The following is a 13,786-nucleotide window of genomic DNA, read 5'->3' as shown; positions in this document are numbered from 1 at the left end:
TGCGGTATAGAGCTCAAAAATAGTGAATAAATAAACTCAAAGGGAAATATCATGGGAAAAATGATCGGTATTGATTTAGGAACAACTAATTCCTGCGTGGCCATTATGGAAAACGGCCAGCCAAAAGTAATCGAAAATGCAGAAGGTGCGCGTACTACACCGTCCATTATTGCTTACCAAGAAGATGGCGAAATTTTAGTCGGCGCATCCGCTAAACGTCAGGCTGTGACCAACCCGGTCAACACTTTGTACGCCGTTAAACGTTTGATTGGTCGTAAGTTTGAAGAAAAAGAAGTTCAAAAAGATATCGGTCTGATGCCTTACTCCATTTCTAAAGCAGACAATGGCGATGCATGGGTTAGCGTACGTGACAAAAAATTGGCGCCACCGCAAATCTCCGCAGAAGTTTTGCGTAAGATGAAAAAAACGGCTGAGGATTACCTCGGTGAAGAAGTGACAGAAGCCGTCATCACTGTGCCTGCTTACTTTAATGATGCACAACGTCAGGCAACTAAAGACGCTGGCCGTATCGCTGGTCTGGACGTAAAACGCATCATCAATGAACCAACTGCCGCTGCATTAGCATTTGGCTTGGATAAAATTGAAAAAGGCGATCGCAAGATTGCAGTCTACGATTTGGGTGGCGGTACGTTTGACGTTTCCATCATTGAAATCGCTGATGTCGATGGCGAAAAACAATTCGAAGTATTGTCTACTAATGGTGATACTTTCCTCGGCGGTGAAGATTTTGATCAACGTATCATTGATTACATCATTGAAGAATTCAAAAAAATTAATGGCCTCGATCTGAAAAAAGACCCAATCGCATTGCAACGTATTAAGGCATCTGCAGAACGCGCCAAGATTGAATTATCCAGCGCGCAGCAAACAGAGATCAATGAGCCGTATATTGCGATGGCAAATGGCGCACCAGTGCATTTGAACTTGAAAATCACTCGCGCTAAATTAGAAGCCCTAGTTGAAGAATTGATCAAAAAAACGATAGAGCCTTGCCGTATCGCGATCAAAGATGCAGGCGTTAAAACCAGCGACATCGATGACATCATCCTGGTCGGTGGTATGACACGTATGCCTAAAGTACAAGAACTGGTAAAAGAGTTCTTCGGCAAAGAGCCGCGCAAAGACGTTAATCCTGATGAAGCAGTTGCCGTCGGTGCAGCGATCCAGGGTGCGGTATTGTCTGGCGAGCGTAAAGATCTGTTGTTGTTGGACGTAACACCTTTATCCTTGGGTATTGAAACTCTGGGTGGTGTAATGACCAAGATGATTCAAAAGAACACAACGATCCCGACTAAGTTCAGCCAAGTGTTCTCGACTGCGGATGACAATCAACCAGCGGTGACGATCAAAGTGTTCCAAGGCGAGCGTGAGATTGCCGCCGGTAATAAAGGTTTGGGCGAATTCAATCTGGAAGGTATTCCACCATCCTCACGTGGCACGCCACAAATTGAAGTAACTTTTGACATCGATGCCAATGGTATTTTGCATGTAGGCGCAAAAGATAAAGCAACTGGCAAAGAAAACAAAATCACCATCAAAGCAAACTCTGGTTTGACGGAAGATGAAATCCAGAAAATGGTGAAAGATGCCGAGCTGAACGCTGACGAAGACAAAAAAGTCAAAGAATTGGCTGAGTCCCGTAATCAAGGCGATGCCTTGGTTCATTCAACCAAAAAAGCCTTGAGTGAGCATGGCGATAAGCTAGATGCAGGCGATAAAGAAAAAATCGAAGCTGCAATCAAAGATTTGGAAGAAATTCTGAAAACTGGTGATAAAGCTGAGATTGATACCAAGATTGGTGCTTTATCTACTGCATCGCAGAAACTGGGCGAAAAAGTCTATGCCGATATGCAAGCGCAACAAGCTGCTGCCGGTGGTGCGGCGGCAGGCGGTTCTTCTTCTAACGCTGGCGCATCCGATGCCCACGCTAAAGATGATGATGTCGTTGATGCTGACTTTAAAGAAGTTAAAGACGGCAAGTAATTAGTCCGGCGGGAGATTCCCGCCATGACTCGCCGGGCAGTTAATCGTGTTGACGATTTCCTGCTCGGCGTTTTTGCTTAATTCGCTGATATAAAACAAGGTGCAAAGAGATGGCGAAGCGTGATTTTTACGAAATTCTGGGCGTCGCAAAGAACGCGACAGAAGACGAAATCAAAAAGGCTTATCGCAAATTAGCGATGAAGTATCATCCAGATCGTAATCCGGATAGTAAAACCTCAGAAGAAAAATTCAAAGAGGGTAAGGAAGCATATGAAATGCTGTCTGACCCGCAAAAGCGTGATGCATATGACCGTTACGGACATGCTGGCGTCGATCCGAATATGGGTGGTGGCGGAGGCGGTGGTGGTGCTGGTTTTGCAGATGCTTTCGGTGATATTTTTGGCGATATTTTCGGTGGCGGTCGTGGTCGCAGCAATGGTCCGCAAGTGTATCGCGGTGCTGACTTGCGTTACAACTTAGAGATTTCATTAGAGCAAGCCGCGAATGGTTTTGATACCACGATCCGTGTGCCTAGCTGGGATGAGTGCGATACCTGCCATGGTTCTGGTGCTAAGCCGGGTACACAGCCGGTCACATGTACTACCTGTGGCGGCCATGGACAAGTCCGTATGCAGCAAGGTTTGTTCAGTATTCAGCAAGCTTGTCCTAAGTGTCATGGCACTGGCAAGATGATTCCTGAACCTTGCACCACTTGTTCTGGTGTTGGTCGCATCAAGCGTAACAAAACCCTGGAAGTCAAAATTCCAGCAGGTATTGATGATGGTATGCGGATTCGCTCATCGGGCAATGGTGAACCTGGCGTCAATGGCGGTCCTCCTGGTGATTTGTATGTAGAAATTCACATCAAACAACATCCGGTGTTCCAGCGTGAGGGAGATGATTTGCATTGCGAAATGCCGATTTCTTTCGTCAAAGCAGCTTTGGGCGGCGATATTGAAGTGCCAACCCTGAGCGGTAAAGCGTCTTTTACTATTCCTGAAGGTACGCAGTCTGGTAAGACATTCCGTCTGCGCAGCAAAGGCGTTAAAGGGGTTCGATCAGGTTATGCCGGTGATTTGTTCTGTCATGTTGTGATTGAGACGCCAGTCAAACTCACAGACAAGCAAAAAGAGTTGCTACGTGATTTTGAGCAATTAACTGTCGAGGGCGGAGCGAAGCACAATCCGCAAAGTAAGACTTGGATGGATAAGGTTAAAAAGTTTTTTGAGTGAGCTTGAATAGCTTTAAATGAAATATCTTTATTTGTTAAAAACAGTTTGTCATCAATAACGATAAGCGCTAACCCCATCAAATTATTTTTGATGGGGTTTTTTATTAGCGAAAATAATTAAATCACATCAAATCCTAAACTCTGGCTTGTTCAGGATGAAAGTCTTTGGTTAATAGATTGAGTGGTGTGATGGATTTGGTGGAATAAAACCACTTTTCCGGTAATCGGATTCCTTGTGGCGCTGTGGCAACGTATAATAAGATGCTGTTATTAAACAGTTTTATATTGATTTAGCATAGCCTAAGAAAACGCCCACGCACTTATAAAGGGTGAAATTAATGGAGACAAAAATGATTTTGAATACAAGTAAGCGCTTGTTAGCGGGCTTTGCATTGCTTGCCCTAACTAGCATGGCAACACATGCGGCCCCGATGGAAGTGGCTGGGGTCAAATTTGATGACACAGCACATGTTGCCAACACAGATTTAAAGCTCAATGGTGCCGGCATTCGCTACAAAGCGATTTTTAAGGTCTATGCTGCTGCACTCTATTTAAAAGACAAAAAAACTACCGTGCCTGATGTGCTTGCCACGACTGGCCCGCGGCGTGTTGCAATCGTCATGCTACGTGAAGTAAGTAGCGATGAATTTGGGGATGGTTTTATTTCGGGTATTCAAAAAAATACTGATAAAGCTGAAAAGATAAAACTTACTTCGCAGTTTTTGCGTCTGGGTGAATTATTTGCCTCAGTTCCGCTACTAAAAAAAGGCGACATCATCCTGACGGACTGGATACCTGGTGTTGGTACTATTTTTTATCTTAACGGTAAAAAAGTAGGCGAGCCCTATCCCGATATCGTTTTCAATAATGCTTTGATGCGTATTTGGTTAGGTGAAAAACCAGTTGATTCATCGCTTAAGAAGGCGATGTTAGCTCCTGAGGCGACTGAGGACAGAAGTAGTTATCGTTAGTCTGGTGCTGGTACAGCATTCATGTTTTAAGTTGGTTGTGAACAGATTTGCTAAATAATCAAAAACGCGGATGACAAAAATTGTCTCCGCGTTTTTGGCTATTTACACCCGAATAATTACATCTGAATTTTTACTACTAAGCTACTTCGGCAAATTTTTTGCCTGCCGTCTCCTTGTAGGGATATCCGGGTTTAGAGTGCATTCTCGGTTAAAATGGCGCCTGTCGAAAATGAAGGAAATAGCATGAGCGCGCAAGATAAACCGAACCTCACTCCTGAGCAACTTCTCCAAAATAATCGCCAATGGGCTGATGCCATCGTCGCCAAGGATGCCGGTTTTTTTAAAAAACTGGCAGATCAACAAAGTCCGGAATACCTCTGGATAGGTTGTTCTGATAGCCGCGTCCCGGCCAATGAATTACTGGGATTGTTGCCAGGCGAATTATTTGTTCATAGAAATATCGCTAATGTAGTCGTGCATAGCGATTTGAATTGCCTCTCCGTATTGCAATTTGCGATTGATGTATTACGCGTTAAGCATATTATTATTTGTGGTCATTATGGTTGCTCGGGCGTGCATGCAGCGTTGACGCGCCGCCGTGTTGGCCTGGCTGATAACTGGTTGCGCCATGTTCAGGACGTACAGGAAAAACACGAAGCCTACCTAGGTGATGTGTTCACTGAAAAAGAGAAAAGTAATCGTCTTTGTGAACTCAATGTCATTGAGCAAGTAGTCAATGTTTGCAGAACTAATATCGTTCAGGATGCTTGGGAGCGATCACAGCCATTGACGATTCACGGTTGGGTATATGGTTTGCAGGACGGCTTATTACGCCAATTGGGTATGACGGTGAGTTCGCCAGAAACCTTATCGGCACATCTTGAAACCAGCCTTGCTCGTTTTAAATCTTAAAACGCACTGATACGTCACTGGTATTGGATAGCTGTGGCACAGAGACTGCCGCAGCCACTCCCCAAAGATTCAACTTCAGTTAAACTCAGATTTTCTATTAGGCCGCTACCACTTCGCAGAAACGCAGACGGCATGCGGTCTTCAGATGGATAACACCACCGCGATTTGAGTGGAGGCGCTACAGCGACAATTGACCCTTTGGCGAACTGCCTGGCGTTGTTGCTCCTCCTAGCAAGATGCAGCTTGCGTCGTCGTCGCGTCTAGCCAGTTAGTTCGCCAAAGGCACACTTGTCGCTGTTTCAATGGAAAATCTGAGTTAAAAGCAATGTTCCGGTCCAGGAAATGATTTGTCTTTCACTGCATTGACATAGGCGGTTACAGCCGCATCAATCGTCGTTTGACCATCCATAAAATTCTTCACGAAGCGGGCTTTGCGTCCTGGGAAAACGCCCAGTAAGTCATGCATGACTAATACTTGTCCAGAGCAATCCGGGCCAGCACCGATGCCAATCGTTGGGATTGCTAATAGCTCGGTGACTTCTTTGCCGAGTGCGGCGGGGATCGCTTCCAGCACCAAGAGGCTGGCGCCAGCTGCTTGTAGACTCAGTGCGTCGGACTTGAGTAAATCAGCCGCGGCACTGGTTTTTCCTTGTACTTTATAACCACCTAATTGATGCACTGATTGCGGTGTCAGACCCAGATGGGCGCATACCGGGATGGCTCTTTCTGTCAAAAATTTGATCGTCGGTGCAAGCCAGTCGCCGCCTTCTAGCTTCACCATTTGCGCACCAGCCTGTATCAATTGTACGGCGTTGTTGAAGGCAGATTCTGGCGTCGCGTAACTGCCAAACGGCATATCGGCGACTAGTAGCGCATTCTTATTGCCACGCGCTACGCTAGCGGTGTGATAAGCGATATCTTGAATTGTTACCGGCAATGTTGAATTGTGCCCCTGGCAAACCATGCCAAGTGAATCGCCAACCAACAATATTTCGACACCACAGCGATCCATCAATGCCGCAAAGCTGGCATCGTAGCAAGTTAGCATGGTGATTTTATTGCCTTGTTGGGCTTGTATCGCCAGGCTCGGGATGCTGACAGCTTTACGATCTTGCAAATATTCAGCCAAAATAATTCTCCAATAAATGAGTGATATCAGGCATTTTATGGGGAGTATGCCTTTGTTTTAGTAAGTCGTCCAAATATTATATGGACGTTAAGTCTGCTAATATAGGTACTATAGGGTAGTATGTGATTTCAATAAGTTAGCTCGACAATTACCTGCTCTGCAACTACACCAGCGAAATCTTGTGCCGCACCTTTACCAGGTATCGTGATTAAAGGACTAATTTGTAGCAGCGGCAGCAACACAAATGCCCTCTCTGTCATGCGCGGATGCGGCACTGTTAAAGCATCGGTATGGATTTGCTCTAAGCCATACAGTAGCAAATCCAGATCAAGTGTGCGCGGCGCGTTGCGGTAGGGACGTTCGCGCCCAAATGCTAATTCAATCTGCTGCAGAGCTAGTAGCAAGTCAGTAGCGCTCAAATCTGTGCGGAGCTCTGCTACGGCGTTGATGTAATCATCACCAGAGGACTCAATTGGCGCAGTCTTAAATAGACTGGATTGCGCAATCAAAAGGCTGGCAGGCAAATCGGCTAAGCGCAGAATTGCCTGCTCTACGGTACCACGTGCATCACCCAGATTGGCGCCTATGCCGATGAATGCTTGTGTCGTCATCTCTGACCTAACAATATAAAGTTTATTCTGCTACGGGTTTGCGTGGCGCACGACGACGTGGAGGGCGCTTTTTCACTATTCCGGTGTCTTTCGGTTTAACGGTCAACAGGTGTTCTCGTTGTTCACTATCGCCTTCCATAAATGCCGTCCACCATTCGCCTAATTCTGCATCCAGTTCACCCGATGCACAACGCAGTAGCAAGAAATCATAGCCAGCCCGCAGCCTAGGATGTTCTAGCATTTTGTACGGTGTTTTACCTACGCGTTTTTCAAACCGTGGTTGCATCGCCCAGATGTCGCGCATGTCTGAGCCGATCTTGCGTTGCAGGGCAAGACTATCGGTTTGCTTATTCAATACGTCGTCTGCTGCGAGGTGCAGGGCAGGGATGGCAAACTCGCCTGCGGCTTTATAGGCATTCCATTTTTCTACTACCTGATGCCACAGCAAAGAGGCGAACAAAAATCCCGGTGACACGGGTTTGCCCTGGCGTATGCGCTCATCGGTATTCGCCAGCGCCAGAGTGACAAACCGCTCGCCCATCGGCTGCTCTAACACGACGTCCAATAAAGGCATCAAGCCATGATGCAGACCTGCTTTGCGCAATTGCTGTAAGCACGCCATGGCATGACCGCTCATCAGCAATTTCAACATTTCGTCAAACACCCGTGCTGTTGGTACGTTGTTGATCAGGGGCGCCATGACGGGAATCGGCGCGCGGGTTGCTTCATCAATCGTAAATTGTAATTTGGCAGCAAAGCGCACTACACGCAGCATACGCACCGGATCTTCACGATAGCGTTCTTCTGGCACGCCAATGATGCGCAGCGTTTTTTTACGGATATCGGCAATCCCGCCGTGGTAATCCAGCACGCTCTGGGTCGCCGGATCGTAGTACATCGCGTTAATCGTAAAATCGCGCCGTGCGGCGTCTTCAAATTGCTCGCCAAACGTATTGTCACGTAACACACGACCATGTTCGTCCTTGGGCGCACTATCAACTGCCGCACCGCGGAAGGTGGTGACTTCCAGTAAGTCTTGTCCAAACATCACATGCACGATTTGAAAGCGCTTGCCGATGATAAAAGCACGACGAAACAGACGTTTAACCTGATCTGGTGTGGCGTTGGTGGCAATGTCAAAATCTTTTGGCTTTACGCCCAACAACAAGTCGCGTACTGCGCCGCCGACGACAAAAGCCTTAAAGCCATTTTCTTGCAGTGTGGAAGTGACGCGGATCGCGTTGGACGACAACAATTGCGGATCGATGCCATGTTCTTTTGCATTGAGCACCGTGGGTTTGCGCTTGGCTGCTGCGGCTTCTGCCCGGCTTTTAACGCCCAAGATTTTGCGGATAAATTTCTTGATCATTGCTCGTCAAATAAGTGAATAATCGGCCAGCCTTGGGTTTCGGCATGGGCACGCAGTTTGGTGTTGGGGTTGGTCGCAACTGGATCAGTGACGATGGATAATAAAGGAATATCGTTTTGCGAGTCGCTATAAAAATAGCTGCGTGGAAAATCGTCCAGATGCATGCCTTGTTGCGCTAGCCATTGCTGCAAATGAGTGACTTTGCCTGCACCAGAAGTTGGTACGCCTCGCAATTTTCCGGTAATGTTGCCGGCCGCGTCCCGCTCAGGTTCTGCGGCGATCAAATGCTCTACACCAAAAGCATGTGCGATCGGTGCCGTCACAAAGCGATTGGTGGCGGTGATGATGACGACCAGATCATCATCGTCTAAATGGCTTTGTACCAGATCATGCGCAGGCTGTAATAAGGCTGGACGGATGACCTCATCCATAAATTCTTCATGCATCGCATCTAGTTCAGAGCGCGGAAATTGTGCCAGCGTGCCGAGTGCAAATTCCAGATATTCCACCGGATCTAAAGTGCCTGCCTGATATTGCGCAAAAAATTCGCGATTGCGACGTTCAAAGGCCTTGGCATCAACCGCGCCGGTGCGGGCCAAAAATTGCCCCCACTCATAATCCGAATCGATGGGAAGCAGCGTGTGGTCCAGATCAAATAAAGCAATATTGCGCATAGTGTTAGGGAAGTGCCTTATTTATTTTGTAGTAATACTGCATGGATATTGTAGTGGCTGAGCAGGCGACAAACTAAGTACATAGTATTAATGGTCATACGCCTGCTGTTGTTGCAGTAGTTCCCGCAGCAGCGGTAGCGTGATTGCTCGTTTAGTCTCTAGCGAATAATGGTCTAACTGATCCAGCATGTCCGTTAGTGACAACATATCACGCCGGTAGTGCGTAATCAGATAGGGTAAGACGCCGCCCGAAATAACGATCCCTCGTGCCTGAGCAGATCGTTCCAAGGCATCGATTTTATCCTCATCTGTTAAACCATGAACTTGATAAATCAGGCCCCAGCCTAAACGGGTACGTAAATCATCCCGTACATTCAAAATCATGGGCGGCTGCTTGCCTGCCGCCACTAAAAAGCCGCCATGCGCACGGGCTTCATTAAATAAGTTGAATGCATCAATTTGCGATTGTGCTGGCAGGTTTTCACAGTCATCCAGCAAGTACAAACTGACCTCCGGCGTATGATCAAAGGCGCTGCCAGGCGCATCTGCACTGATGTAGCGCGCTTGCCCGCTATTCGCCAGCGCATGCAGTAGATGAGTTTTGCCCGCGCCAGCTTCGCCCCACAAATACACAAAACGCTCGCCATATTGACTTGCAGTACGGGTAGAAAACAAGCTCAGCAGTTGCGCCAGCTCAGCATTTTGGCCGACGACAAAAGTATCTAATGAAGGCGGTTGTTCCGCATCCAGATCTAGCAGTAATTGCCTCATGACTGACGATAAACCGAACTATTGAGATAAGCAATGCGCAGGTGTTTGGCCGCTACCGCTAAAATTGCCGATGTCGGCAGAGCAACCAGAATACCGATAAAACCAAATAACTGACCAAATGCCAATAAGGCAAAAATCACTGTCAACGGATGCAGGCCAATACGCTCACCGACTAAACGCGGCGTCAAAATAAAGCTTTCCAATACTTGACCAACACCATAAATAATTGCGACAGAAATCAGACCGTGAAAACCATCAAATTGTAAAAATGCACCGATCAAAGCGAGTGCCAGACCCAGCCCAAATCCCAGATACGGGATAAACACTAAAAAGCCAGTAATAATGCCAACCGGCAGTGCCAGATCAAAACCAGCAATCGCCAGCGCACCTGAGTAATAGATCGCCAGCACAACCATCACCATGATCTGACCGCGCAGATATTGCGCCAAAATACTATCTACTTCTGAGGCGCCGGATTTGACGCTGCCGACCCAGCGCCGCGGGATAAAATTTTCCAACCTGTCCATCAAAGGATGCCAGTCAAGCAAAAGATAAAACAATACAATCGGTATCAGCATCAAATTGGCGACCATGCCCAATACAGCGGTGCCACCAACGCGGATGGAGGCTAATACTGCCTTGCCAATCTCGTCACCACTGGTGTCTAGTTGCTTGGTGATCATATCTTTGATGCCAGCACTATCTAATTGAATATGAATGCCCAATTTGCCTAACATCGGGCCTAATAATTCATTCGCTTTATCAAAAAAACGAGGTATCTGGTCTTGCAACTGCGGTATCTGCTTCTGCAAAATTGGCGTCATCACCAGTACCATTGCCAGTATCAACATGATCACCAACACAATCAGCAAAGTCGCCGCTAGTGAACGTGGTAAATGGATGCCTTTTAATTGCAAAGCGCACAGGCGATCTACCCAAGGATTAAGGATGTAAGCCAAAATCGCCGCCACAATAAATGGCATTAAGATTGGCCCCAATAATAAGATCAAAATCAGTAGTGCCAGCCCAAGCACGCACCATAAGGCGGTCTGTTTTTGTTCAGGGGTAAATGAAAATGCCATAGTGGATATAAGTTTCTCTTCAGACAAAAACTGGGGATGAAACCAGAACATGCCGCAAAAAGTCCAAAAACTAGCTGCGACTCGGGTCGATTTGTTAAAATAGCGTTCTTTGTTGCAGAAATCTGCTTGAATTTTCTGAAGCGTATTAGAAAATCATCAAATTCAGCAATCCTTCTATTTTACCGCCTCACGCCTCTATTGACGACTATCATGAGTACTCCAAGCAATGTTTCCCTTTCTTACCGTGACGCTGGCGTCGATATGGTCGCTGGCGATGCGCTAGTTGACGCGATTAAGCCTTTCGCCAAACGTACTATGCGCGAAGGCGTCATGGCTGGCATCGGCGGTTTCGGTGCCATGTTCGAAATTAGCAAAAAATACAAAGAGCCTGTTCTGGTCTCTGGCACCGATGGTGTTGGTACCAAGCTGAAGCTCGCTTTCCACCTGAATCGTCACGACACCGTTGGGATTGATCTGGTCGCCATGAGCGTGAACGACATTTTGGTGCAAGGTGCAGAGCCCTTATTTTTCCTCGATTATTTCGCCTGCGGCAAACTCGATATTGCTACCGCGACAGATGTCATCAAAGGCATCGCCTTTGGTTGTGAGCAAGCAGGCTGCGCCCTGATCGGTGGCGAAACTGCCGAAATGCCATCCATGTACCCGGAAGGCGAATACGATCTGGCGGGTTTTGCGGTCGGCGCAGTAGAAAAATCTAAAATCATCGACGGCAGCAAAATCGCTCCCGGCGACGTCATCCTCGGTCTGGCATCGTCCGGCATCCATTCCAACGGATTCTCACTGGTACGCAAAATTATCGAAGTTGCTAACCCTGACCTGAATTCGGATTTCCACGGACGCACTCTGGCAGATGCCTTGATGGCACCGACCCGTATCTACGTCAAACCACTGCTGGCATTGATGGAGAGCATGGAAGTCAAAGGTATGGCGCATATTACCGGCGGTGGCTTGGTAGAAAACGTCCCTCGCGTGTTAGGAGATAAGTTGACCGCGATCCTCGACAGCAAAGCCTGGGCCATGCCACCACTGTTTACCTGGTTGCAACAACACGGCGGCGTGGCAGATGCAGAAATGCACCGTGTCTTCAACTGCGGCATCGGCATGGTTGTTATCGTCTCGCAAGAGAATGCGGATACAGCGATGGCGCAACTGCTTGCCGCTGGCGAAACCGTTTCTCGCATCGGCACCATTCGCGCCCGCGAAGGCGATGAGCATCAGACGATCGTGGTGTAAGCTTACCATCAACTTATTAACTTAATACCGATGGGTGATCTGTCAGGGATGAGCTGTCAGTTCAATACTGGTAGAGAGTATTTTTAAAAGGTGCAGGTATATCCTGCACCTTTTGTCTATTTGGCGTCAAAAAGATGGGAGTATATTTTTATTCGACACGGATTCTTTATTTAATCGATACTCTTGAGTTCATCTCGCCTTGCCGGGATAATTTTGCGTAAGCCCTATCAATAACAAAACCAAATCACAAAATCATCCAATGAATCCTATCTCAGACACAGCGTTTTATACCTGTGGCGTACGTGCTCAGGATGCTCAATCAGCAAAGCCTTTATGTGGCGACGCGTATGCGCATTTATTTATGACGGATCATGGCAACACGATTTTTGACCAGCTTAAAACCGATGTCAGACCCAATCAGAGTATTGCGGTACGGCATAGGATGATTGACGATTTTTTGCGTGAGCGTTTAGATCAACAGCCAAAAACGAAAGTGATACTGATCGGCGCGGGGTTTGATGCGCGGGCTTTCAGGCTGGATCACGGACATTGGTTTGAGATTGATGAGCCACAGGTCATCGAGCATAAAAATACCTGTTTGCCAGCAGCGTCCTGTGCCAATGCCCTAGAGCGTATCGCAATAGATTTTTCGCAAGAAACCTTGACCAATAAATTGCCAAAAAATGATCGCATGCCGGTCATTATTGTGATGGAAGGTGTGTTTGGATATTTGACCGAGACCCAAATTAAGCAAACCTTGCAGGCATTGCGGGCAGCGTATCCAAAACATAGTTTGATGTGCGATTTGATGAGCAAGCATTTCATCCAAAAGACGGGCAAGAAGCTCACAGACAGGATAGAAAAGTTGGGCGCAAAATTCCGGTTTTTCCCGGAGAATCCTAAAGATATTTTTGAGCGTTGCGGCTACCAGCATGCTGCCAGCGAATCCATCGTAGAAGAAACTTTGATAGTGCAAAAACAGCGCTTCCCTTTGTTTTTATTGCGGACATTTTTCAAGCGCATTATGCACGGTTACACGATGAACTTGTTTGAAGCGAAAGTGCACTAGCACTAAACCGGAAACAGATTCAAAACAACACAACACCAAAGACAGCGCTGGAATAAAAAGTAACTTCAAAAAAAAATCGGCATTCGTGTCACACGCGATGCCGATTTTTTACGATCTGGGTATTGTTAGTCAGCTTATCTACTGCTGGACGACATAATTAGATGCCAGTCGTTGTGGGCATAAATACACCATTAATAAACTATAAATACAAAGCTGTTTTGAATCCGTGATGCAAATTGAAATTCTGCAGATTGAATTTCAGCAAATTGAATTTCAGCAAATTTAAACTCAATAGATTTAAACCTAAGCACTCACGTTGATCACTTGTCCGATTTTTTGCCCGTCCGTATTCACAGAAGGGCTTGGCGGTGGTGGCGCTTGATTTTGAGTTTGTGCTTGAGCCTGAATTTGAGCTTGTGCCTGCGCCTGTGCCTGCGCAGTTGCCTTGACGTTATCGTCATTGCTGGTCTTGGTGTTGTCCGGCTTTTGTGCCTGCAACTGATCCGTAGGACGCGGAGTAACCGGCGTTGGGGTAGTTGTGCTGCTGCTGACTGAACTAACGCTCATGATGAACTTTCTCTAGTGTTAAGCGTGATGGATGTTATTTTATTAAATTAGAGCTTCTTGCAAAATACCCAAACCAGTAAAGTCGAGCATGGGTGTGGCCACTGTTGCGATTGGTTTTCTTGTTTGAAGCGGCACATGTGAC

The 13,786-nt window shown here is 47.0% G+C and carries 13 protein-coding genes; 6 read left to right on the top strand and 7 right to left on the bottom strand.

Features of this window, described 5'->3' with window-relative positions; genetic code table 11:
* Nucleotides 1-51 precede the first annotated feature (51 nt).
* The 4 genes from dnaK to can all read left to right on the top strand — a co-directional run bounded on the left by dnaK (nucleotide 52) and on the right by can (nucleotide 5,118).
* A complete protein-coding gene (gene dnaK, locus AAKU64_RS13670; RefSeq protein WP_322121313.1) occupies nucleotides 52-2,004 on the top strand; it encodes a molecular chaperone DnaK in 1,953 nt (650 codons plus the stop codon).
* 110 nt (nucleotides 2,005-2,114) lie between these two features.
* Nucleotides 2,115-3,236 (top strand): molecular chaperone DnaJ, encoded by a 1,122-nt coding sequence (dnaJ, locus tag AAKU64_RS13665; protein WP_322121314.1) that lies wholly within the window; start codon nucleotides 2,115-2,117, stop codon nucleotides 3,234-3,236.
* Nucleotides 3,237-3,585: 349 nt separating this feature from the next.
* Nucleotides 3,586-4,206, top strand: a complete 621-nt coding sequence (locus AAKU64_RS13660) for a chalcone isomerase family protein (protein ID WP_354362255.1) — start codon at nucleotides 3,586-3,588, stop codon at nucleotides 4,204-4,206.
* Nucleotides 4,207-4,449: 243 nt separating this feature from the next.
* Nucleotides 4,450-5,118, top strand: a complete 669-nt coding sequence (can, locus tag AAKU64_RS13655; protein WP_354328804.1) for a carbonate dehydratase — start codon at nucleotides 4,450-4,452, stop codon at nucleotides 5,116-5,118.
* 316 nt (nucleotides 5,119-5,434) lie between these two features.
* Here the strand turns inward: can and panB are convergent, their stop codons facing one another.
* From panB to AAKU64_RS13625, 6 genes are all read right to left on the bottom strand, one after another.
* Nucleotides 5,435-6,247, bottom strand: a complete 813-nt coding sequence (gene panB / locus AAKU64_RS13650; RefSeq protein ID WP_354362254.1) for a 3-methyl-2-oxobutanoate hydroxymethyltransferase — start codon at nucleotides 6,245-6,247, stop codon at nucleotides 5,435-5,437.
* 128 nt (nucleotides 6,248-6,375) lie between these two features.
* Nucleotides 6,376-6,858, bottom strand: coding sequence for a 2-amino-4-hydroxy-6-hydroxymethyldihydropteridine diphosphokinase (folK, locus tag AAKU64_RS13645; protein WP_354362253.1), 483 nt, complete (start codon nucleotides 6,856-6,858; stop codon nucleotides 6,376-6,378).
* Nucleotides 6,859-6,880: 22 nt separating this feature from the next.
* Nucleotides 6,881-8,227, bottom strand: coding sequence for a polynucleotide adenylyltransferase PcnB (gene pcnB, locus AAKU64_RS13640; RefSeq protein WP_354362252.1), 1,347 nt, complete (start codon nucleotides 8,225-8,227; stop codon nucleotides 6,881-6,883).
* Nucleotides 8,224-8,901, bottom strand: a complete 678-nt coding sequence (locus AAKU64_RS13635; RefSeq protein WP_354362251.1) for a histidinol-phosphatase — start codon at nucleotides 8,899-8,901, stop codon at nucleotides 8,224-8,226. The genes pcnB and AAKU64_RS13635 overlap by 4 nt, the downstream gene beginning before the upstream one ends.
* 87 nt (nucleotides 8,902-8,988) lie before the next feature.
* Nucleotides 8,989-9,672 carry a DnaA regulatory inactivator Hda gene (gene hda / locus AAKU64_RS13630; RefSeq protein WP_323492856.1) on the bottom strand — a complete coding sequence of 228 codons (684 nt, stop codon included), beginning with the start codon at nucleotides 9,670-9,672 and terminating at the stop codon, nucleotides 8,989-8,991.
* Nucleotides 9,669-10,754 carry an AI-2E family transporter gene (locus AAKU64_RS13625; protein WP_354328799.1) on the bottom strand — a complete coding sequence of 362 codons (1,086 nt, stop codon included), beginning with the start codon at nucleotides 10,752-10,754 and terminating at the stop codon, nucleotides 9,669-9,671. Before AAKU64_RS13625 ends, hda begins: the two co-directional genes overlap by 4 nt.
* Before the next feature lie 210 nt (nucleotides 10,755-10,964).
* Here AAKU64_RS13625 and purM point away from each other — a divergent pair, with 210 nt between their 5' ends.
* Entirely contained in the window at nucleotides 10,965-12,008 is a 1,044-nt protein-coding gene (gene purM / locus AAKU64_RS13620; RefSeq protein WP_354362250.1) for a phosphoribosylformylglycinamidine cyclo-ligase, read from the top strand.
* Between the two features lie 259 nt (nucleotides 12,009-12,267).
* Nucleotides 12,268-13,077 carry a class I SAM-dependent methyltransferase gene (locus AAKU64_RS13615; protein WP_354362249.1) on the top strand — a complete coding sequence of 270 codons (810 nt, stop codon included), beginning with the start codon at nucleotides 12,268-12,270 and terminating at the stop codon, nucleotides 13,075-13,077.
* A gap of 303 nt (nucleotides 13,078-13,380) precedes the next feature.
* On the opposite strand, the gene AAKU64_RS13610 is transcribed toward AAKU64_RS13615, so the two are convergent.
* A complete protein-coding gene (locus AAKU64_RS13610; RefSeq protein WP_354362248.1) occupies nucleotides 13,381-13,644 on the bottom strand; it encodes a hypothetical protein in 264 nt (87 codons plus the stop codon).
* Nucleotides 13,645-13,786: the final 142 nt, after the last annotated feature.

Origin of the sequence: Undibacterium sp. GrIS 1.8, from assembly GCF_040544445.1 — a bacterium.
GTDB lineage: Bacteria > Pseudomonadota > Gammaproteobacteria > Burkholderiales > Burkholderiaceae_D > Undibacterium.
Note: the sequence above shows the minus strand (reverse complement) of the source record. Positions and strands in the feature narration are given on the sequence as shown.

Coding starts and splice junctions, on each gene's coding strand:
- purM (WP_354362250.1), top strand. CDS start 10,965: ATGAGTACTCCAAGCAATGTTTCCCTTTCTTACCGTGACGCTGGCGTC.
- AAKU64_RS13660 (WP_354362255.1), top strand. CDS start 3,586: ATGATTTTGAATACAAGTAAGCGCTTGTTAGCGGGCTTTGCATTGCTT.
- dnaK (WP_322121313.1), top strand. CDS start 52: ATGGGAAAAATGATCGGTATTGATTTAGGAACAACTAATTCCTGCGTG.
- can (WP_354328804.1), top strand. CDS start 4,450: ATGAGCGCGCAAGATAAACCGAACCTCACTCCTGAGCAACTTCTCCAA.
- AAKU64_RS13610 (WP_354362248.1), bottom strand. CDS start 13,644: ATGAGCGTTAGTTCAGTCAGCAGCAGCACAACTACCCCAACGCCGGTT.
- AAKU64_RS13625 (WP_354328799.1), bottom strand. CDS start 10,754: ATGGCATTTTCATTTACCCCTGAACAAAAACAGACCGCCTTATGGTGC.
- pcnB (WP_354362252.1), bottom strand. CDS start 8,227: ATGATCAAGAAATTTATCCGCAAAATCTTGGGCGTTAAAAGCCGGGCA.
- folK (WP_354362253.1), bottom strand. CDS start 6,858: ATGACGACACAAGCATTCATCGGCATAGGCGCCAATCTGGGTGATGCA.
- AAKU64_RS13635 (WP_354362251.1), bottom strand. CDS start 8,901: ATGCGCAATATTGCTTTATTTGATCTGGACCACACGCTGCTTCCCATC.
- AAKU64_RS13615 (WP_354362249.1), top strand. CDS start 12,268: ATGAATCCTATCTCAGACACAGCGTTTTATACCTGTGGCGTACGTGCT.
- hda (WP_323492856.1), bottom strand. CDS start 9,672: ATGAGGCAATTACTGCTAGATCTGGATGCGGAACAACCGCCTTCATTA.
- dnaJ (WP_322121314.1), top strand. CDS start 2,115: ATGGCGAAGCGTGATTTTTACGAAATTCTGGGCGTCGCAAAGAACGCG.